This window comes from Pseudomonas sp. B21-056 (genome assembly GCF_026016325.1).
In the GTDB taxonomy this organism is placed as follows: Bacteria; Pseudomonadota; Gammaproteobacteria; order Pseudomonadales; family Pseudomonadaceae; genus Aquipseudomonas.
Window position 1 is genome coordinate 700594 of the sequence record NZ_CP087203.1, and the last position, 21625, is coordinate 722218.

At 62.2% G+C, this 21625-nt stretch carries 14 protein-coding genes; 6 read left to right on the plus strand and 8 right to left on the minus strand.

Annotated features, from left to right (window positions below; genetic code table 11):
* Nucleotides 1-97: 97 nt before the first annotated feature.
* The 7 genes from LOY67_RS03035 to cbiE all read right to left on the minus strand — a co-directional run bounded on the left by LOY67_RS03035 (nt 98) and on the right by cbiE (nt 6349).
* A complete protein-coding gene (locus LOY67_RS03035; RefSeq protein ID WP_265065887.1) occupies nt 98-1477 on the minus strand; it encodes a PepSY-associated TM helix domain-containing protein in 1380 nt (459 codons plus the stop codon).
* Between the two features lie 163 nt (nt 1478-1640).
* The gene (locus tag LOY67_RS03040; protein ID WP_265067688.1) at nt 1641-2033 is read right to left on the minus strand and encodes a DUF2946 domain-containing protein; all 393 of its coding nucleotides are present in this window, start codon (nt 2031-2033) and stop codon (nt 1641-1643) included.
* A gap of 54 nt (nt 2034-2087) precedes the next feature.
* Nucleotides 2088-2567, minus strand: a complete 480-nt coding sequence (locus LOY67_RS03045; protein ID WP_265065888.1) for a copper chaperone PCu(A)C — start codon at nt 2565-2567, stop codon at nt 2088-2090.
* Between the two features lie 48 nt (nt 2568-2615).
* Nucleotides 2616-3014 carry a DUF2946 domain-containing protein gene (locus LOY67_RS03050; RefSeq protein WP_265065889.1) on the minus strand — a complete coding sequence of 133 codons (399 nt, stop codon included), beginning with the start codon at nt 3012-3014 and terminating at the stop codon, nt 2616-2618.
* A 311-nt stretch (nt 3015-3325) separates the two neighbouring features.
* On the minus strand, nt 3326-4051 hold the full coding sequence (locus tag LOY67_RS03055) for a cobalt-precorrin-6A reductase (RefSeq protein ID WP_265065890.1): 726 nt from the start codon (nt 4049-4051) through the stop codon (nt 3326-3328).
* A complete protein-coding gene (locus LOY67_RS03060; RefSeq protein ID WP_265065891.1) occupies nt 4048-5145 on the minus strand; it encodes a cobalt-precorrin-5B (C(1))-methyltransferase in 1098 nt (365 codons plus the stop codon). Before LOY67_RS03060 ends, LOY67_RS03055 begins: the two co-directional genes overlap by 4 nt.
* Nucleotides 5138-6349, minus strand: a complete 1212-nt coding sequence (gene cbiE / locus LOY67_RS03065; RefSeq protein ID WP_265065892.1) for a precorrin-6y C5,15-methyltransferase (decarboxylating) subunit CbiE — start codon at nt 6347-6349, stop codon at nt 5138-5140. Before cbiE ends, LOY67_RS03060 begins: the two co-directional genes overlap by 8 nt.
* Nucleotides 6350-6927: 578 nt before the next feature.
* Here cbiE and LOY67_RS03070 point away from each other — a divergent pair.
* Nucleotides 6928-8075 (plus strand): IS3 family transposase gene (locus LOY67_RS03070; protein ID WP_265067689.1). Its coding sequence is split into 2 segments (ribosomal slippage): nt 6928-7183 and nt 7183-8075, totalling 1149 coding nucleotides; the frame shifts between segments, so codons are not numbered across the junction.
* Between the two features lie 219 nt (nt 8076-8294).
* Here the strand turns inward: LOY67_RS03070 and LOY67_RS03075 are convergent.
* Nucleotides 8295-9442, minus strand: a protein-coding gene (locus LOY67_RS03075) for an IS3 family transposase (RefSeq protein ID WP_265063257.1) whose coding sequence is annotated in 2 segments (ribosomal slippage) — nt 8295-9187 and nt 9187-9442 — 1149 coding nt in all. Because the reading frame shifts where the segments join, the coding sequence is not laid out codon by codon here.
* 414 nt (nt 9443-9856) lie between these two features.
* Between LOY67_RS03075 and cobG the strand changes: the two genes are divergently transcribed.
* From cobG to LOY67_RS03100, 5 genes are all read left to right on the plus strand, one after another.
* Complete coding sequence (gene cobG, locus LOY67_RS03080; protein ID WP_265065893.1) at nt 9857-11170, plus strand: precorrin-3B synthase; 1314 nt, start codon at nt 9857-9859, stop codon at nt 11168-11170.
* Nucleotides 11170-11796 (plus strand): precorrin-8X methylmutase, encoded by a 627-nt coding sequence (locus LOY67_RS03085; protein WP_265065894.1) that lies wholly within the window; start codon nt 11170-11172, stop codon nt 11794-11796. Before cobG ends, LOY67_RS03085 begins: the two co-directional genes overlap by 1 nt.
* Complete coding sequence (locus LOY67_RS03090; RefSeq protein WP_265067690.1) at nt 11796-12527, plus strand: precorrin-2 C(20)-methyltransferase; 732 nt, start codon at nt 11796-11798, stop codon at nt 12525-12527. The genes LOY67_RS03085 and LOY67_RS03090 overlap by 1 nt, the downstream gene beginning before the upstream one ends.
* Nucleotides 12524-14224, plus strand: a complete 1701-nt coding sequence (gene cobJ, locus LOY67_RS03095; RefSeq protein ID WP_265065895.1) for a precorrin-3B C(17)-methyltransferase — start codon at nt 12524-12526, stop codon at nt 14222-14224. Before LOY67_RS03090 ends, cobJ begins: the two co-directional genes overlap by 4 nt.
* A gap of 318 nt (nt 14225-14542) precedes the next feature.
* The gene (locus tag LOY67_RS03100) at nt 14543-21607 is read left to right on the plus strand and encodes a TcdA/TcdB pore-forming domain-containing protein (RefSeq protein ID WP_265065896.1); all 7065 of its coding nucleotides are present in this window, start codon (nt 14543-14545) and stop codon (nt 21605-21607) included.
* Nucleotides 21608-21625 lie beyond the last annotated feature (18 nt).

The window sequence follows — 21625 nt, forward strand, 5'->3', positions numbered from 1 at the left end:
GAGCAGGCTCGCTCCCTCATTTCAGGACTGTGTTTGCAGTTTGAATGGCGGGCGCGATTGTAGAGGTTTCGCGCCGCCTTCCGTTAACGCACTGTCTTCAGCTTGAAGATGAAACCACTTCAGCCTGGCGATTGAACCGGCTGACCAGCCGATCCAACAGCCACACCACCACCAGCGAAGCCCCCACCAACGGAAACACCACGGCCAAGGCCAGCATGATCAACACGCCATTTTTCCAGGTCGGCAAGTCGTGACGCAACGGCGGCACGCCGAATTTGCCCTGCGGCCGGCGCTTCCACCAGAGCACCACGCCGCTGACGGCGCTGAGCAGGATCATCAGGCAGATCAGCAGCACGATGATCTGGTTCGCCGGGCCGAACATCTTGCCTTCGTGCAGCATCACGCCGGTTTCGGTGGCGCGGGCGACGACGCTGTAATGGGCCCAGCGCACATCGGCCAGGACCTTGCCGGTGTACTGGTCCACGTGCAGGGTCGCGTCATTGCGCGGGTCGTCAGCGAACACTGCAATGGTGAAGACCCCCGTGGCCGTGGTCGGCAGGGTGATGCTGTAGCCAGACGTGACCTTGTTTCCGGCGGCGATGTCCTGCACCGCTTGCAGGCTGATGGTCGGCGCGGCAGGGCCGTCGTGCATGCCACCGTGGGCCATGTGTTCGGCATGGTCGCCGGACATCGGCATCGGCGTGTTCTCCACGGCCCAAGGCACGGTCTGGCGATGGGCATTGTTGAGGCTGCCGGCCTCGACGTCGGACTTGGGCACGTCGTTCCACATCGCCGCCGGGAAGCGGTTCCAGAGTTCGGCGTATTGCTTGCCCCAGAAACCGGTCCAGGTCATGCCGCTGAGCAGCATCACCAGCAGCAACGCCGCGCCCCAGAAGCCGACGACCACATGCAGGTCGCGCCAGAACAACCGACCGCGAGCGCTCCAGCGTGGCCACAGCACTCCGGCCGATGATTGCCCGCGAGGCCACCACAGGTACAGCCCCGACACCACCAGCACCACGCCCCAGCCGGCGGCCATCTCCACCAGCCGATCACCGACGGTACCGATCAGCAGTTCGCCGTGGATCGCACGGGCCATGGCTTGCAGGTTGTTTTTGGCGTCCTGTTCACCGAGGACATCGCCGTGGTACGGGTCGATGAAGACGTTCAGTTCCCGACCCTTGTCGATCACCACGAACTGCGCGCTGCGCTCGGCGTCGGCCGGTGGCAAGTACTGTTTGACCCGGGCTGTGGGGTAGGCCTGGTGGACCTGCTTGAGCAGGTCGTCCGCCGTCATCGTTTGATGACCGGCCGGTACGTTCAACAGGTTGCCGTACATCAGTGGGTCGAGTTGCGGCTTGAACAGGTAAATGATGCCGGTCAGGGCCAGCATCACCATGAACGGCGCGACGAACAGCCCGGCATAGAAGTGCCAGCGCCAGGCCAGGTTGTAGAAATTCGGTTTCGGTTGGCTCATCGAAAAAGCGCTCCGCTTGGCAAATGGATTTGTGCGCTCGATTGTTCTTGACTCATGTCACTGCACAGAAAACGGGACATGTTGATTCCATCGAGCAGACGTAGACGACACGGTCAGGCAGCCTGGGGGCTGTCTTGTGTGACCGGGTTAGTAAGTGTCGGATCTACGCGTCGAGGGGCGGTGCACGGGTACGGGCACCCGGGAAGAATGACGGCCGGGCATGACCCAGGCGTGGGGAAGGGCTGGTGTAGGTATTGGCCGTCGGGGTGTTGAAAACGGCGAGAGACTGCGCTCCGGGCAAGGCCGGGCAGTTGAACAACAGGCTGCAGTAGCCGCATTTTTCCCACAGCGCGTGATGCTCGTTCTGGGGCGGGCAGTGTTCGACTGCCGGTGTCTCATGTCCAGCGTGAGCACCTGCGGACATGTCCATATCCATGCTCATGGTCATGGACGTAGGCATGTGCCGATCCATCGGCATCGACTGAGAAATCAGTGGACCGATAAAGATCATCAGCATGGCGAACAGGCTGATCCAGCTGCCGCGTGCCAGGCTCATCGGCTGGCGGCGGGGCATGGCAGGCCTGGCGCGGGAAAGACCCATGGGCAGGTATCAGTGCGTGTGGGTTTCGGTCTGGGTGCCATCCGGGGCTTTCTTCTGCACCGCAACGTCGACCTTGACATCCCCGGCTTTCTCGAAATGCAGGGTCATGGCAAAGCGTTTGCCGTCGCTCAGCAGGCTGCGGTCCTTCAGGTCCAGCAGCATGACGTGATAGGCCATGGGCGCGAAGGTGACGGTGGCGCCAGGGGCAATCTCAACCTCGGGCACAGGCTGCATCTTCATCAGGTCGTCCTGCTTCACATGCTCGTGGAGTTCGGCCTTGCCGGCAATCGGCGTGTCGACGCCGAGCAGTTTGTCCGCCTGTGAGCCCGTGTTGTGGATTACGAAATACGCGGCGACGGTCGGCGCGTTGGGCGGCAATTCCTGGGACCAGGGGTGGGCGATCTCAAGGTCGCCGGCCTTGTACTGGTGAGCCTGGGCAAAGCCGACGGGAAGCAGCAGGGCAGCCAGCAGGATGAGTCTGTTCAACATGGTGATTCTCCGGAACGATTCAGGACGCAATTTTTTATGCGGTGGGAATCAGACCAGAGGCGAGGCGCGGGGATTGAGACTCGGCCATTGCTGGCGCGGGGTGGGGCTGTCGTGAGTCGAATGGACGAGGTCATGATGAGTAGGCTGTGGGGCCAGGTACAGACGCGGAGCCTGTCCGGTGAGCGCCACCAATGACGCCGAGCCAGCGCTGCACCAGCAATGCTGCATGGTCGAATGGTCGTCTTTGCCGGGCGTGCCCTGCTCGAACTTGCCCAGGGAAATCGCCACCATCTTCGTGCCACTGGAGGAACAGAAACTGCCCCATAACAGCTGCTCGGCCGGCGCATTCGCCTGTACGGCCGCGCTGCCGGAAAGCGGCATGGCAAGCACGTTGAACAGCACTGCGAAGCAGGCGATCCAGGCAAATGCAAGCCGTTGTCGGGACATGGGCGAATCCGCTCGTTTGGGCGATCAGGTGGCGGTATTTAGCCTGATCGCAGGCTGGAAGTAAAAAAGCCATGTGCGGTGTAGGGTCGCAGGGCTCGTGTTAACAGTAGCAACAGATCGCCAGATGAGCGCTGTTGTGGCGAGGGAGCTTGCTCCCGCTGGGGCGCGAAGCGACCCTGAAACCCGATGTTGCGGTGTGTCAGGAGAGCCTCGTTCATATTTTTTGGGGCTGCTGCGCAGCCCAGCGGGAGCAAGCTCCCTCGCCACAGGTTCAGGCTCGACCTGACACTCGCTAAAAATTACCAGGGGGCTCAGGGTGCAAACGTCGACAGCGCCGACAACATCTCATCCAGCGTCCAGAATTCCCGATCCACCCCCGCCAACACCGGCCGCCTCAACACCAACACCGGCAGCCCTCGCTCCCGCGCCACCTCCAGCTTTGGCTCCGTCGCAGTGCTGCCGCTGTTCTTGCTGACCAGCACATCGATCCGCCGCCGCTCGAACAGCGCCCGCTCGCCGTCGAGGTGGAACGGCCCGCGGGCGCCGATGACTTCGCAGCGTTCGTTGCCGGGGTAAACGTCCAGGGCGCGCAGGGTCCAGAATTGCTCCGGGGGAATTTCATGCAGATGTTGCAGCGGTTCGCGGCCGAGGGTGAAGAGGGGGCGGTGGAAGGGTTTCAGGGCCTGGATCAGTTCGGCCCAGTCTGCCACTTCGCGCCAGTCGTCGCCGGGTTGGGGTTGCCATGCTGGGCGGCGCAGGGCCCAGCAAGGGATCCCACAGGCGCGGGCGGCGTGTGCGGCGTTGTGGCTGATCTGGGCGGCGTAGGGGTGGGTGGCGTCCAGCAGCAGGTCGATGTGCTGATCGTGGATGAATTGCGCCAGGCCTTCAGCGCCACCGTAGCCGCCGACCCGCACCTGGCAGGTCAGGTCGGTGGGGACGCGCCCGACGCCCGCCAGGCTGTAGATGTGTTGGGGGCCGAGGGTGCGGGCGATGGCCAAGGCTTCGCTGACGCCGCCCAGCAGCAGGATACGTTTCATGTAAAGGCTCCGGCGTGGCCGACGATGCCGCCCTGGCGGTCGATGGCGAAGACTTCGACTTGAACCTGGGACGGCACGACGCTGCGGGCGAAGGCCAGGGCGTGTTCGCACACTGCGTCACCGAGGGCGATGCCGGCGGCGCTGGCCATCGCCAAGGCCTGTTGGCTGGTGTTGGCGCCGCGGATGCCTTGCTGCAAGGTATCGTCGGCGCCGACTGCGGCCGCCCACTCGGCCAGTTGTGGCAGGTCGATGCTCGAATGACGGCTGTGCAGGTCCATGTGGCCGGCGGCAAGTTTGCTGATTTTGCCGAAGCCGCCGCAGAGGCTGAGTTTTTCCACCGGAACCTTGCGCAGGTGCTTGAGCACGGCGCCGACGAAGTCGCCCATTTCGATCAGGGCGATTTCCGGCAGGTTGTAGACCCGGCGCATGGTGTCTTCGCTGGCATTGCCGGTACAGGCGGCGATGTGCAGGTAACCGTTGGTTTTCGCCACGTCGATGCCCTGGTGGATCGAAGCAATATAGGCCGCGCAGGAGAAGGGTCGGACAATGCCGCTGGTGCCGAGAATCGACAAGCCACCGAGGATGCCCAGGCGTGGATTCATGGTCTTAAGGGCCAGGGCTTCGCCATTCTCGACGTTTACCGTGACTTCGAAACCACCGCTATAGCCGGTTTCCTTGGCCAGTCGGTCCAGGTGATCGCCGATCATTTTGCGCGGCACCGGGTTGATCGCCGGCTCACCGACTGCCAGCACCAGGCCCGGTCGTGTCACCGTGCCGACGCCGCGCCCGGCAATGAAACGCACGCCCGGTTCGGCGGTCAGCCGTACCTGGGAAAACAGCAGCGCACCGTGGGTCACGTCGGGGTCGTCGCCGGCGTCCTTGATCGTCCCGGCCTCGGCGCCCTGATCGATCAACCGACAGAACTCCAGGCGCATCTGCACCTGTTTGCCCTTGGGCAGCACGATGTCCACGGCATCGGCGCAATGGCCTTGCAGCAACAGACGCGCCGCCGCCAGGCTGGTGGCGGTGGCGCAGCTGCCGGTGGTCAGGCCGCTGCGTAGGGGCGCGGGTTGTTCGGCGGTTTCGTCACGCATCGAGGGGCTTTACCAGGTCCAGCAGGGTGATCGGCAACGCCTGGCGCCAGGTGTCGAATTCGCCCAGTGGTTGGGCCTGGGCGATGTGGATGCGGGTCAGTTCACCGCCGTGAAGTTCGCGCCAGTTCGTGAGCGTCATCTCGCTTTGCAGGGTCACGGCATTGGCGACCAGCCGTCCGCCGGGCTTGAGTTGGGCCCAGCAGGCATCGAGCACGCCTTCGCGGGTGACGCCGCCGCCGATGAATATGGCGTCCGGTCGCTCCAGCCCCTCCAGTGCCTGCGGCGCTCGCCCGCGAATCAGTTGCAGGCCGGGCACGCCGAGGTTATCGCGGTTACGTTCGATCAAGCCTTGGCGGCCTTCGTCGGCCTCAATGGCCAGGGCCCGGCAGGCAGGGTGCGCGCGCATCCATTCGATGCCGATGGAGCCGCTGCCAGCGCCCACGTCCCAGAGTAATTCGCCGGGCAGCGGGGCGAGGCGGGCCAGGGTGATGGCGCGCACGTCGCGCTTGGTCAGTTGGCCGTCGTGTTCGAACGCGGTGTCCGGCAACCCGGCCAGGCGCGACAGGCGCAACGCCGAGGGTTCGGCCCGGCAGTCGATGGCGATCAGGTTCAGGTCGGCGATATCCGGATCGGACCATTGTGCCGCGCAGCTTTCGATCCGCCGCTCTGCCGGGCCGCCAAGGTGTTCCAGCACGGTCATGGGGCTGGGACCGAACCCGCGCTCGCGCAGCAATGTCGCCACTGCACCTGGAGTGTGGCGGTCATTGCTCAGCACCAGCAGCCTGACGCCTGTGGATAAATGAGCATTGAGCGCCGCCAGGGGACGTGCCACCAGCGATAAAGTGACCACCTCCTGCAGCGGCCAACCCATGCGCGCCGCCGCCAGCGAACACGACGATGGCGCTGGGATGACCAGCATCTGGTCGCTTGGCACTTGTTTCGCGAGGCTGGCGCCGACGCCATAGAACATCGGATCGCCGCTGGCCAGCACACACACCGGCTCGCCCCGTCGTGCCAGCAGTGGCTCCAGGGAAAACGGGCTGGGCCACAGCTCCCGTTCGCCGCGAATGCACACCGGCAATAACGCCAGTTGGCGAGCACTGCCGAGAATGCGCGTCGCCCGCAGCAAGGCATGGCGAGCCGTTCGGCCCAGGCCCTTGAAGCCGTCTTCGCCGATGCCCACTACGGTCAGCCAGGGGGTCATCTCTGTTCCTCGAATGGGTAGGTTTGCTCGACGGGCGCTTCTGTCCCGCGAACCGGGCCGCCATCATACCGCGACCGCGAAGGCGACGTTCCATCCAACATCACCGTCACAGACAGACCGCTATCGCGAGCAGGCTCGCTCCCACATTTGAATGAGGTTGCCCACTTGATTTGTGTCAGCCGCAGATCCCCTATGGGAGCGAGCCTGCTCGCGATGGCGCCGGACCATCAACATCATCGCCCCAGACAGACCGCTTTCGCGAGCAAGCTCGCTCCCACATTGGAATGAGGTTGCCCACTTAATTTGTGTCAGCCGCAGATCCCCTGTGGGAGCGAGCCTGCTCGCGATGGCGTCGACCCATTCAACATCATCGCCCCAGACAGACCGCTTTCGCGAGCAGGCTCGCTCCCACATTTGAATGAGGTTGCCCACTTAATTTGTGTCAGCCGCAGATCCCCTGTGGGAGCGAGCCTGCTCGCGATGGCGTCGGCCCATTCAACATCACCGTCACAGACTGAGCTGGTCTAATGGCCCCGGACACCTCAATGGGTGAAACTACACCCATTGAGGAATATTCCATGACTAAGAAATACAGAAAATTCGACGCCGAGTTCAAGCTGAAGGTCTGCAAGATGATTGTTGATCAAGGTCTGAGCGTGAACTCGGTTTGTACCGATTTAGGCCTGAGCGACACCGCCGTGCGCCGCTGGGTTCAGCAGTATCAAACCGAGCAGTCGGGCGGTACGGGGATTGGCAAACCATTGACCAGCGACCAGCAGCGTATTCGCCAGCTTGAACAGCAAGTCCGCGAACTGAAGACGGATAATGACATATTAAAAAAAGCTACGGCCTTCTTTGCCCGCGAGTTGAAGTGATCCACCAGTTGGTTCACCAAATTCAATGCAAGGCCTACCCGGTGGCGCGTATCTGCCGGGTGTTGCGGATCAGTCGTTCGGGGTTTTACGAAGCTCGTCAGAGGCGTTTGAAGCCAAAACCTGTGTGCTCGGTTGCCGCTCAGCTCAAGGCTGCCTTCGTGTCCAATGAACACTGTTATGGCAGTCGTCGTTTGGTGAAAGCGCTGCGTGACACTGGCGTCTCCGTTGGGCGGAACAAGGTCCGCCGCCTGATGAAACAACAGGATTTGCGCCCGATCTGGAAACGCAAGTTCGTTCATACCACTGACAGCAATCACAATTTTCCGGTGGCTGAAAACCTGCTCAATCGCCAGTTCAACCCCGAGCGCATCAACCAGTCGTGGGTCGCTGACATCACTTACATCCGCACCCGCAGCGGCTGGCTGTACCTGGCGGCCGTCATGGACCTGTACTCACGCAAGATCGTGGGCTGGGCCATGGCACCCCACATGCGGGCAGAGTTGGTATGCAGTGCGATGCAACTGGCCATCGCGCAGAGGCAACCAGAACCGGGCCTGATCGCACACTCGGATCGAGGCAGCCAGTATGCCGGTACGGACTACCAGGACTTGCTGAAGCGGCATGGAATGCGTTGCAGCATGAGTCGCAAGGGCAACTGCTGGGACAATGCGGTCATGGAGCGCTTCTTCTTGAATCTGAAGATGGAGCGTGTTTGGCGCAAGGATTACGCCAACCATGGCGAAGCGATCAAGGACATCACGGACTACATCGTGCGGTTCTACAACGGAAGGCGAATCCATTCATCCTTGGGCTATTTACCGCCCAATCAGTATGAGCGGCAAGCAGCCTGAAAAACACCGATTGAGGTGTCCGGAAAAAGTTGACCACCTCAGACAGACCGCTATCGCGAGCAGGCTCGCTCCCACATTTGAATGAGGTTGCCCACTTGATTTGTGTCAGCCGCAGATCCCCTGTGGGAGAGCCTGCTCGCGATGGCGTCGGCCCATTCAACATCACCGACCCAGACAGTGAGGTGGTCAACTTTTTCCGGACACCTCAATCGGTGTTTTTCAGGCTGCTTGCCGCTCATACTGATTGGGCGGTAAATAGCCCAAGGATGAATGGATTCGCCTTCCGTTGTAGAACCGCACGATGTAGTCCGTGATGTCCTTGATCGCTTCGCCATGGTTGGCGTAATCCTTGCGCCAAACACGCTCCATCTTCAGATTCAAGAAGAAGCGCTCCATGACCGCATTGTCCCAGCAGTTGCCCTTGCGACTCATGCTGCAACGCATTCCATGTCGCGTCAGCAAGTCCTGGTAATCCGTACCGGCATACTGGCTGCCTCGATCCGAGTGTGCGATCAGGCCCGGTTCAGGTTGCCTCTGCGCGATGGCCAGTTGCATCGCACTGCATACCAACTCTGCCCGCATGTGGGGTGCCATGGCCCAGCCCACGATTTTGCGTGAGTACAGGTCCATGACGGCCGCCAGGTACAACCAGCCGCTGCGGGTACGGATGTAGGTGATGTCAGCGACCCACGACTGGTTGATGCGCTCGGGATTGAACTGGCGATTGAGCAGGTTCTCAGCCACCGGAAAATTGTGATTGCTGTCAGTGGTATGAACGAACTTGCGCTTCCAGATCGGGCGCAAATCCTGTTGTTTCATCAGGCGGCGGACCTTGTTCCGTCCAACGGAGACGCCAGTGTCACGCAGCGCTTTCACCAAACGACGACTGCCATAACAGTGTTCATTGGACACGAAGGCAGCCTTGAGCTGAGCGGCAACCGAGCACACAGGTTTTGGCTTCAAACGCCTCTGACGAGCTTCGTAAAACCCCGAACGACTGATCCGCAACACCCGGCAGATACGCGCCACCGGGTAGGCCTTGCATTGAATTTGGTGAACCAACTGGTGGATCACTTCAACTCGCGGGCAAAGAAGGCCGTAGCTTTTTTTAATATGTCATTATCCGTCTTCAGTTCGCGGACTTGCTGTTCAAGCTGGCGAATACGCTGCTGGTCGCTGGTCAATGGTTTGCCAATCCCCGTACCGCCCGACTGCTCGGTTTGATACTGCTGAACCCAGCGGCGCACGGCGGTGTCGCTCAGGCCTAAATCGGTACAAACCGAGTTCACGCTCAGACCTTGATCAACAATCATCTTGCAGACCTTCAGCTTGAACTCGGCGTCGAATTTTCTGTATTTCTTAGTCATGGAATATTCCTCAATGGGTGTAGTTTCACCCATTGAGGTGTCCGGGGCCATTAGACCAGCTCACACCGTCACAGACTGACCGCTATCGCGAGCAGGCTCGCTCCCACATTTGAATGAGGTTGCCCACTTAGTTTGTGTCAGCCGCAGATCCCCTGTGGGAGCGAGCCTGCTCGCGATGGCGACGTTCCATCCAACATCACCGTCACAGACAGACCGCTATCGCGAGCAGGCTCGCGATGGCGTCGGCCCATTCAATATCATCGCCCCAGTCAGACCGCTTTCGAGAGCCGCTCGCTCTCACATTCCTGATCGCGATGCACATAATCCGACGGGCAAGCTTTTCATGCCTCACGGCAAAGCAGGCATAATGGCGCTCCTTCGCCACTGCGGCGTGTCTCATTGACCGGTTTACCCTTGAACGAACGTCCATCCTCCAACGTCATACGCCCTTCGGGTTGCCCGGGGTTGCTGCGTGTCGTCCAGGCGTTGGACGGCGGCATCTGCCGGATCAAGCTCGATGGCGGCGTCATCCGGGCGGATCAGGCCGAGGCCGTGGCGTTGGCGGCAGAGCGCTTCGCCGGGGGCCTGATCGAGGCGACCAACCGGGCCAACCTGCAGATCCGCGGAATCGGCCCCGAGCATTCCGCTCTGATCGAGTCATTGCTGGCCGCCGGGCTCGGCCCTCGCACACCGGCCGGCGACGATGTGCGCAACCTGATGCTCAGCCCCACGGCCGGCATCGACCCGCTGAGGCTGCTGGACACCCGCCCGTTGGCCGCGCAGATTCTGCTCAGCCTGCAAACCCACGACCGATTCCATGAACTGTCGGCCAAGTTCGCCGTGCAACTGGACGGCGGTGAGGCGCTGGCGATGCTCGAGCATCACCATGACCTGTGGTTGTCGGCGTTCCTGCGTCACGGTGAGCCCTGGCTAGCATTCGGCTTGGCCGGTTCGCCGCTGGATGCACCGGCAGGCGCGGTGCCCCTGGCCGAAGGGCATGGGCTGGTGCTGGCGGTGCTGGAGCTGTTTCTCGACCTGGCCCGCCCGGACCAGACTCGCATGCGCCACCTGCTGGCTGAAATGCCCGACACTGAACTCATCCAGCAACTGGCCCGCCGCGTCCCGTTGCAAGCGTGTACCGGTTGGCAGCGCGACGCGTCCATCGATGGATTGCACCTCGGCGTCCATCCCCAACACGACGAGCGGGTCTACGTGGGCGCCGCCGCGCCCCTTGGCCGACTCGACGCCGGCATGCTGCGAGGCCTGGCGCAACTGGCTCGGGAGAAGGGTGACAGCAGCCTTCGTTTCACCCCATGGCAAAGCCTGTTGCTGCCCAACGTAGGCCGCGAGGACGCGGACGAAGTATTGGCGCGGCTCGCAGGCTTGGGCCTGCTGTGTTCGGCTGAACAACCCCTGGCGCAACTCATCGCCTGCACCGGCTCCAGTGGCTGTGCCAAGGCCCTGGCCGACACCAAGGCCGATGCCCGGCAAATGGCCGACGTGCTGCAACGCCAAGGGCATGTGATGAAAGTCCATTTGTCCGGTTGCCCGCGCTCCTGCGCGGCGGCCCATATTGCGCCCGTCACCTTGCTGGCGGTCGCTCCCGGTCGTTACGACCTCTATTTTCGCGACGCCACGCAGCCGGGTTTCGGCGCGTTGCAGGCGCACAACCTGACTATTGAAGCGGTCGGCCAATGGCTCGACGCTCGCCCCCGGAGTCCCCTTTGATGCTTGATTACATCCGCGACGGTCAGGAGATCTATCGCAACTCCTTCGCGATCATCCGTGCTGAGGCCAACCTGGCGCGCATTCCGGCCGATCTGGAAAAACTCGCGGTGCGGGTAATCCACGCCTGCGGCATGGTCGAGGCTATCGATGGCCTGCAGTTTTCCGACGGCGCGGGCACGGCCGGGCGCCAGGCCCTGGCTGCCGGTGCGCCGATCCTGTGCGATGCGCGGATGGTCAGCGAAGGCGTGACCCGGGCTCGCCTGCCGGCCAACAACCCGGTGATCTGCACCTTGCGCGACGAGAGCGTGCCGCAGCTGGCCCTCGAATTGGGCAACACCCGTTCGGCGGCGGCCCTGGAGCTGTGGCGTCCGCACCTGGAAGGCAGCGTCGTGGTGATCGGCAATGCGCCGACCGCGCTGTTCTACCTGCTGGAAATGCTCGACGCCGGCGCACCGAAACCGGCCCTGATCCTGGGCTTCCCGGTGGGGTTCGTCGGCGCTGCCGAGTCCAAGGCGATGCTCGCGGCCAACAGCCGTGGCGTGCCGTTCGTGATCATGCAAGGCCGGCTCGGCGGCAGCGCCATGGCCGCGGCCGCCGTCAATGCCCTCGCCACGGAGATTGAATGATGCAGCAGCCTGGACGTCTGATCGGCCTCGGCGTGGGCCCCGGTGACCCGGAACTGATTACCCTCAAAGCCCTGCGCCTGCTGCGCGAATCCCCAGTGGTGGGGTACTTCGTCGCCAAGGGCAAGAAGGGCAACGCCTTCGGGATCATCGAGATGCATCTGCAAGAGACGCAGACCCTGATGCCGCTGGTGTACCCGGTCACCACCGAAGTGTTGCCGGCGCCGCTGTCCTATGAACAGGTGATCGCCGACTTCTACGACACTGCCGCCGAACAGGTGGCCGTGCATCTGGATGCCGGTCGCGACGTGGCGGTGATCTGTGAGGGCGATCCGTTCTTCTACGGTTCGTACATGTACCTGCATGATCGTCTGGCCGAGCGCTACGACGCCGAAGTCATTCCCGGCGTCTGCTCGATGCTGGGCGGCGCCTCGGTGCTCGGTGCGCCGCTGGTGTACCGCAACCAGAGCCTGTCGGTGCTCTCCGGCGTGCTGCCCCATGACGAACTCAAGCGCCGGCTGGCCGATGCCGATGCCGCGGTGATCATGAAGCTGGGGCGCAATTTCCCCAAGGTCCGCCAGGTGCTCGGGGAGCTGGGCCTGGATGGTCGGGCGTTGTACGTCGAACGGGCGACCATGGCCAATCAGAAAATCGTGCCGTTGGATGAAGTCGAACCGATGTCCTCGCCGTATTTCTCGCTGATCATCGTGCCCGGCGAACGGTGGCAGGGATGACCTCCAAGGCACCGGCAATCGTCATCCTCGGCCCCGGCAGCCTTGCAACGGCCCGGCGGATCCAGCAGTGCTATCCGGACGCCTTGATCCACGGCCTGACCGGACGGGTCGAGGGCGTGGATCGTCAATACCAGGAGTTCGGCGCGACATTGCGCGAGCTCTATCAGCAGGACACGCCGATCATCGCCCTGTGCGCGGCGGGCATCGTCATCCGTACCCTGGCGCCGCTGTTGCTGGAGAAAGGTGCCGAGCCCGCGGTCCTGGCAGTAGCCGAGGACGGCAGCGCCGTGGTGCCGTTGCTCGGTGGCCTGGGCGGGGTCAACGTCATGGCCCGGGACATCGCAACCGCCCTGCAAGTCGCCCCGGCGATCACCACCAGCGGCGAATTGCGCTTCGGCACCTGCCTGCTCAATCCACCGAGCGGCTACCGTCTCGACGATCTGGAGCAGGGCAAGCGCTTCGTCTCCGATCTGCTGGCCGGTGAGCCGGTGCGCATCGAAGGGGCCGCGCCGTGGCTGGATCAGGCACAGTTGCCCCAGGACCAACAGGCGCGCCTGGCCATCCGTATCGACAGCGCTGCCGGTGTGCCCGCAGTCGATGAATTGCGTATTTATCCACGCAACGTCGTGGTGGCGCTGGGCGCCGGGGCGACGGACGTAGCGGCTGCCATTGGCGATGCCCTGGAGCAGGCCGGCCTCGCGGTGCAATCGCTGGCCTGCCTGTTGGCGGCGGACAGCGATATGACACGCCCGCAGTTGCACGAAGCCGCTGCGACCCTGGGCGTGCCGCTGCGCTTTGCCTCCGCCAGCGGCGATATCGCGGGGTGGTTGGGCAAGAACCTCGGTCAGCCGGCATCGATTCAGGTCATGGACAGCCTCGCCATCGCGGTGGCCGAGCAGCCCCTTGATCCGCACCGGATCGGCCGACCACGGGGACGCCTGGCGGTGATTGGCCTCGGCCCGGGTGCGGCCGAGCTGATGGTGCCGGCGGTGCGCGCCGAACTCGACCGCGCCAACGATGTGCTGGGCTACGAAACCTACGTGCGCATGGCCGGACCATTCCGGGCCGACCAGGTGCAACACTGCACCGACAACCGTGAAGAGCTGCAACGTGCCCGCCACGCCTTCGAGCTGGCGGCCCAGGGTCGTTCCGTGGTGGTGGTATCGTCGGGCGACCCGGGCGTATTCGCCATGGCCGCCGCGGTGCTGGAGGCGCTGCATGAGTCGACAAATGCCCATTGGCATGCCGTCGACCTGCAGATCCTGCCGGGCGTCTCGGCCTCCCTGGCCACGGCTGCCCAGGCCGGTGCGCCGCTGGGCCATGACTTCTGCGTGTTGTCGCTGTCGGACAACCTCAAGCCCTGGTCGATCATCGAGAAACGCCTGGACCTGGCGGCCCAAGCGGATCTCGCGCTGGCCTTCTACAACCCGATCTCCCGTTCCCGGCCCTGGCAACTGGGGCGGGCGCTGGAGATCGTCGCCCGGCATCGAACCGCGCAGACGCCCGTGGTCCTGGGGCGTGACATTGGCCGTCCGGGCCAGAGCCTGCGCGTCACGACGCTGGGGCAGTTGACCCCGGACCAGGTGGACATGCGTACCATGGTCCTGGTCGGGTCCTCGACCACCTGTGTGTTCCCCCGTGCCGACGGTGGCGAGTGGGTGTACACACCGCGCTGGTATGGCAGCAAACCGCTCTGATGCAACCCGGCAGCCCGTTCGGGCTGCCGTCACTTCTTGAATTCGTTAGTTGTTGATTGTTTTGTCTTATATATAACTCGGTGCTGAGACCAAGTTGCGGGTGTGCTGTGCCTGTAACATAAAGTCTGTTTTTTATTTGGAAATCTGTTGGCTTGCTTATTGGTTGAGTCACGCCTGACCGGTAGGTTATTTTCATCCCGGCTTATCGAGATCGTTGCATTTTGAAAGTTTACTGCCCAAGTGCCTGGATGCACCTGTGGGCTGCTGTTGCCGGAAAACGGCTTCGGCTATTCATATACGATAAATGGAAGTGTTGTCATGAGTGAGAGCAGGTTGTCATCGACAGGTGGTTATGTCGAATTTATGGGTTTGTTAAAACTGAAGGACCTTGAACAGGCGTTGGCGCCGTACAAAGGCACCGATCAATATGATGCGGTGCTTCGGTATTACTCCGGTTGCGTCGCCGTGCCGGATGCGCCCCACCTGTTGAAACCGTTGGGCCTGCTCAAGCAGGCATTGACGGTATTGCGGGGCAGTCGTCAGCGCCGTGCAGCAGAGCTGACGCCGCCTGGCGGTCCCACGGCTATGGATCTTGAGCACATTCAAAACCAGGTCGATGAGTTTGAAACGCGACTGCAAAACAGTGTCGAACAGTTGAAAGTACCGGCCACCGAAGTGCCGAAGAAACTGCATTTTGTCTGGCTCGGCGGAGGCGTAGGTCCGATTCAACGCGATTACATCAATGTCTGGAAAACAGTGTTAGGCACCGAGGGTTACCAACTTTATCTCTGGCATGACAGTGATGCGCTGCTGGCCTATGAAACCAGCCGGATTATTGTCGAGGCGGCCAAGGCAGATGCCATGCTCAAGGGCGGACAGGACAGTACCGATGCCTCTGGGTTGGGTGACCGTTATGAAGAACGCGTCATCGTTCTCAAACAACAGATGTACGCACATATTATGAAGGCGCTGGAAAACGGCGGCAGTGCCGATGACGCGAGAGTGGATTTGCTGGTGCGCGCCTACGGTCAGGATAAGGCGCGGCTGGATACCCTGAAAGCCGCTAACCGGCTCAGCCTCCAGGCATTGGCCGAAGGGAGCCTGGCGTTGCGTGACCTTGCCAAAGGTGAAGCGCCGCTTCAGTTGAAGGATATCTACCAACGCGAGATCAGCCTGCGTGGCAATTTTGCCTCGGCCTCCGATGTTGTGCGCGCCGAAGCGCTGCTCACCGATGGCGGTCGCTACGCCGACGTCGACAATTTGCCGCCCTTGCTGGAAAAGCTGGGGGAGGTCGACATTCGTGGGTTCAAGACCGATGCGCGGCTGGGCGCGCTGCAACTGTTGCTTGATCGCAATCCCGAATGGATGCCGGGCCGTCAGGCATTGCGCAACAAATACAGGGACTACTCTGAGCGGATTCCGTCGCAGAGTCGCGAGGCCCTCAAGCGTTTCGCTGACAGCAAGCCCGAGTTGAACCGCGTTTTTCGCACGCCGGTGGAGCACTTGGCCCGTCCGTACGAGCTGCGAGCCGTTGCCATACATAACTCGTTGAGCAACGCATTCCTGATGGCCCACCCGGGTTCGGCAATGCTCAAGGCCGTGCTCGAGCGTTTCAGGCGCAACTATGAGGTCGTCGATGCAACCGCTCGCCTGGCCGATGAACAAAACGTTGCCTTTACCAATGTTGACGCCATGAGCACTGTTGCAGAGCAGGCCGCGACACAGGTCTTCGGTGCCATGCATGAGCTGCCGCCGGAAGCGGAAATACCGGCGTCGTTCCTGATGCTGGCCGCCGCCACCTACTACAGCGATGGTCTGCGTCCCCAGAGCGAAGGGACGATCTACCTGACCGGACCTGGTGCCATGCGCGAGGGAATAGCGGATTACCAGCGGGCGCATTTTACGCCTCGAACGGCTGAGCGGTGGCGAACGGAAGCCGCGATCCCGGCGGTTGCCTCCGTTAACCTGGCCACCGAGGAAGAGCAGGACCACTCCTGGAAAGAGAACGAAAGCGACACCGCGCAATGGCTCGACAACGAGAAGAAGCGTTGGCAGGAGGGTCGCTTCAAGGCCCGTTATGCCGGTGACATGGCCGAGCTGCTCAACTACCGCTCGCTCCAGTTCGACGAAGGCTGGCCGGTGGTGGAGGGCCGTCATGTGTTATCCACCGAGCTGTTGCAGCATCTGGCCGATGAGCTGGGTGATACCTTCATGAGCGCGATGAATCGCGGTCATACCGGCATGGTGATTTTCGACAAGGCGGTCGCGTTGAGCTTTGCCGAGCGCCAGTCGATCCGCGATCAGAGCGCGAATGTGCTGCCTCCGGCGTCCTTGAGCGATGCACAGACGCAGCGCTTGTCTATTGCAGACCTGCTGGGCCGTCTCGCCAAAGGCAGTTTCGAAGTGGCTCAATTAAGCCCGTTGCAACGCCTGCTGGTGGGCGCGTTGATCGGTGCGCAAACACTGGATAATCGCAGCTTCAACGCGGTTCGGCCGCAACTCGATAACCTGGCCAACAACCTCGACGAACGAGGGATCGCGGGCACCTACGCGACGATCGAGCGTGCCTTGTTCCAGCTTCAGGCGCCGGCCTTCAAGGCCGGGCTGGCCGACCCGGGCGGTGAGCTGCCCAGGCATTCCGAAACCGCCCTGGCGCTGAAGAAAGACGCACTGGAGCGACCGCTGACACTGCGCCAATGGGGCCGGCACGTTGCCCGGATCCAGCAGGTGGCGAAGCTTGAGTACCGCGTCCGGATCATCGAGCGCCTGGGTACTGTCCTGGACGGTTTCGAGGCCGACACGATCAAGCTTGTCCCTCAGGATCTGCTGCTTCAGGGCGAAGGCGACAGGGTAGGCGGGCGCTGCTATCCACTGGCCCTGGTCATGGCATCGGCCATGGCGACGGGGAAGGCGGCGGTCAACACCTTGCGCGAGCGCTTCTACCTGGGCGCCATCGAACCTGAGGCCAGCGACTGCGTGACTTTTCTGCAAGGCGTGGAGGCGTTGCGCGAGGTGCAGCTCAATGATGTCGGCAACGCGTTGGGGCGCTTGGACCTGAAGCGGGTCGTGGAGACTCTGCAAGCCAGGACGACAACCGGCACGTTGATGCTCAACTCCGACAACCACGCCATGCTGGTCGCCAGGACCTTCGACGGCGAGCGCAGCACTTATCACTTCTACGATCCGAATTTCGGCGTCTTCGAGTTCGAGCATGCCACTCGGTTCAGGCAGGCGCTGGAGCGGTTCTTTATCCAGCAGGAAATGGCGGTTCATTACGCGGCCTATGGGGATGCGGCTCGTCCGACGTTCGAGCTGATCGAGCTGGACGGCGAACGCCTGTCGAAAGCGTCATTGCCCGGTTCAATCCGGGTCTCGGAACTGCTGAAACCCGGTGCGTTGCCTGGGCATTCGCAACCCCAGGTCAGGCAGCGGTTGGCCAGTGCCCGTGGTCAATCGCTGATGAACAATGCTCGGCTCGGCAGCAGCCTGCTGGCGCTGGATGGACATTGGTGGGGACAGCGGATTGCGGCGGTCACGGCTCGGCTCAGGCAGCAGAACCCGTTGGCTGCGCAACTTGTGCCGTTGTTCGAAACCCTGGAAATCACCTCGGACGGGTCGTATCGGATCAATCTGATCGACCCGGAAGACCCCGGGCAACTGGTACGGGTCATCACCGACGATCATCGACTCCTGGGTATCAAGAACTACCTCTCGGAGCGCTTCCTGACCCTGGCCAACCAACCCTTGGTCCCGAGCGAACCTGCCGAAGTGGGCAGCGTTCATACCCTCAACGCCGGCTTCAGCATACAGGCGTTGATGTCCGCCTTGGCTGAGCGGGAAGGGCCTGACCGTCCGCTGTCCCTGGCGGTGCGGCTGCATGTCTATGTCAATTATGCGCAACTGGTGCATGGCAACGTCGCCGATGTGGCGGGTTTGATAGGTCTGGTCCGGCAGGCGTTGGCGCAAGAGAAGTTGATTGCCCGCACTGTGGCTCCCGTGGTCAAGGCGGCAGTGGGGACCAGCGTGAGCGAAGCGACCGCAGGCGTGCTGCAACTGGCGAATGTCGGGTTCGATATCTATCAATTGTCGACCGCCTCCAGCGAGATCGAGCGCGCCCGGTTCGGCAGTCAACTGGCGTTCGATTCGGCCGGGCTGGTGCTGTCGGCGGGGGCACTGGCAGTCGGCGCCACCACCGCGGGGGCGTTTCTCGGTGGCGCGGCCGTGATCCTCGGTGGCTTGGCGGTAGGGGTCGCAGCAGTGGCCCAGGGGTTTGCCGCCATCGCCGAGGAGGCCAAGCAGGTTGGGCTGTTCTTCGATGAACTGACCAAGGCTGATCGCCAGGCCTACCGGTTTGACGCTCGCAGCGACGCCTGGTTGCCGCGCCCGTCGCTGATCGTCGGAACCTTGGATCTGGTGCGCGGCGAACTGGAGCTGGACAGCCCGAGGCTGTACCCATTGCGGGATCATTTCGGCGTGCCGACGTTTGATGATGACTACGACCAGGCGATCAATATCCGTCGGGAGCTGGGCCTGGCCGGTCGCGTCAGATTCACACCACCCGCCAGCCAGGCCATCGTGCTGCCCTGCGTCCCGCGGACGTGTTATCGCTATGACTACAAGGCGCTGCCTTTCGCAGGATTGCGCCATGACACCGGCTTCGACACCGCACGACGGTTGGAGAAAAAGAAGGCCGATGGCGGATGGCTGTTCCTGTTTTCGTTCTATTCGTTTCCGAGCGACTACATCCTCTATTGCCTGCTCCCGGACTATCGGCCAAGCGTGATCGATGTATTGCTCGATGAGGCCGGGCGTTCACTGGTGGTGCCTGTCCTCCCTGCGGTGTGGCACGGAAAGATCAGCTATCGGATCCGAGGTGCAGGCAAGCGCTGCACATTGGTGCTCAATCCCGGTGTGAGCCTCACGTTCGAGTCGCTCAGCCTGAAAAGGTCGAGTTGGGTGCTGGACGCCCCTTGGGCCGGTGAGGACGACGTGCGGATCGAGCGTTACGCGAAGCTGTTCATTGGCGATGTCCAGATGAGCTTCACGGGACCAGGCCATCACGAGGTGCTGCTGCGGATCTCCGGCAATCAAGTGTTCCGGGTTGAGCTGGGTGAACGCAAACTCACCCTCGTCGAGCAGGACGTGCCTGCGGGCATGGACCGACAGGCATTGCAGCCACACCTCAAGGGCCTGGCGCAAGAGCACCGTCTGGTGATGCCCTATACACCGATCCATCGCTATCTGGTTCCGTTCGAGAAGCCCGACGAGCCTCGTCACCTCACGGCCTGGTATGACGCGAAGGAGGACCGTTTCCTGTACATCCGTAACGAGATCCCCGGTACCGATGACGCGCTGCTGGGAGCGGTAGCCGGCGGCAACGCTTATTTCTACGACCCCCAGGGCCTGATCATCTGGCAGGTCGATGCGACCACCGGACTGCTGACTCATCGTTATTGGCTACGGAGCGCAAAAGGTGCGGCGACCACCATCGGCAGCGTCGAGGCGGACGCCCAGGGAGTGGTTCATGTCGCGCAGCAAATCACCCGCGCAGACCAGAGCCGCGATGTGCTGGTCTATGTGATCCATGATGGGCAACTGCTGTTGAGTTCGGTGACCCGGGACGTGGATCCGACGCTGGAATCGGTCTTCAGTGCCAGCGAGACACTGGCCGACTGGACGCAGGTCCTGGGCAGCGATTACCCCTTCACGCCGTATGTCGACAATGACGCTACCTACGTCACTGTCAACTGGCAGCCGGCCCCCTTTGTTTCGGTCTGTTGGAACATCGACGCGCAGTGGCGGGACATGGCCTGGATTCGTCGTAGCGACCAGTTGATCATCCGCCCCGCGCCGAGACACAACCATCTGCGTGGCTGGCCGGACTCGATCAAGAACATGACGGATCTGACGTTGCTCACACCGAGGGACGGCAGCGATGTGTTCATCGTATACGACCGGCGCAGAAAGGAACTGTGCCGCCGGCGACGCACGCTGGTGGCGGGCAAGTGGCAGTGGTCGAGCAAGTGGAAGCAGTACGAGAAGCTGGAAAATATCCTCGCCATTGACGAGGGATACCTGGTGCTGACTTCCGATGGGCTGTTCTACACCCTGACAGACCAGGGCGAACTGAGCCTGGGAGGCATGAACGAGCCCTGGTTCAGGAATCGGGCGCATTGGTGGACCGCATTGGAGCCGTTGGCCCGACGACACGCCAGCGAGCGTCTGGCCCTGGTCGGTCTGAGCAATTTCAGCGATGACGCGAAGTTGTGTGCCTGGTACATCGGCAACAGGTTGCTGCTGGCTGAACCGGGACATGGGAAGGAGATGCGTCTGCTGAGCGTCACCCCGGATGGCGAGGCAGCCTGGTTATTCGATGTCTCGGAGGGTGAAGTCCATCGCCAGGCGTTCATCGATCCGCAGAAGCTGGAGTCGGTTTTTGGACAGGGCGCACGAGTGTTGCAGGCCGGCGCGCTACCCATGGCGCAGCGTGAATGGGCGCCCTGGACGTTTGTCGAGGTGACGGTCGAAGGCGCCGGGTTGCGTGGTGTGACGCCCGAAGGTGTGGTGGTTTCGTTGCGGGATCGCGAGCCGGCGTTGGTCACGGGCGTGACTCGTGAATGGGTCATCGCCAGGGACGGTCGGGAGCAGAAGGCGCTCGAACAGTTGGCGGACCAGCCGTTTCGTAGCGCGCTGTTGACCGTGGAGGATCCCGCCGACCTGAAGTGGTTCGTCACTGAAAGCAAACGCATGATTCGGATACCCAGGAGCGAGATCTCGGGGAATTTCGAGTTGTTGGGCACCCAGCGGCAGAACAATGTGCTGCTTCACGAGAGCCGCGATGGCAAGCTGGTGAGCTACCCGGCTGGTGAACGGACAGGGCCCCTCAGCTACGTCCAGCGTGACGGCGAGGTGCTGGTCATCGGCGGGGAAAAGATGACAGTCGATGATCTGCTACCTGACGACGTCACGACCTTGGTCCTGCGCATGGGGCAGGGGAGCGTGAGCTACCGGCTGACAAAGGCGGCCTGGCTGAGGCTCGAATCGGTCGTTCTCAGTTGCCGACCATCCCAGGACGGCGCACCTGCAGAACCTGGCAAGTTGATCTGGGAACTGGATGAGCCTGACAGACTGTCGCTGAGCATTGTCGATGAGCATCTGGTGATCATTGATCCTGACACTGGGCACAGTGTGATTGTTCGTGAAGTGCATGCCAGCGATATCAATGTGCGCGGTGAGGTCTTGCTCAGTTTCGAAGGCCATCGACGTTATGCCGTTTCAAAGTTGATACAGCGCTTGAACGCCCAGCCGAGTCCCCGCAATAGCATCACGCTGAAGGAATTGCTGAGCGTCTCGAAGGGGGTGGAAAGTAATGCAGTCAGTTGATCTGTTTATCCAATAAGT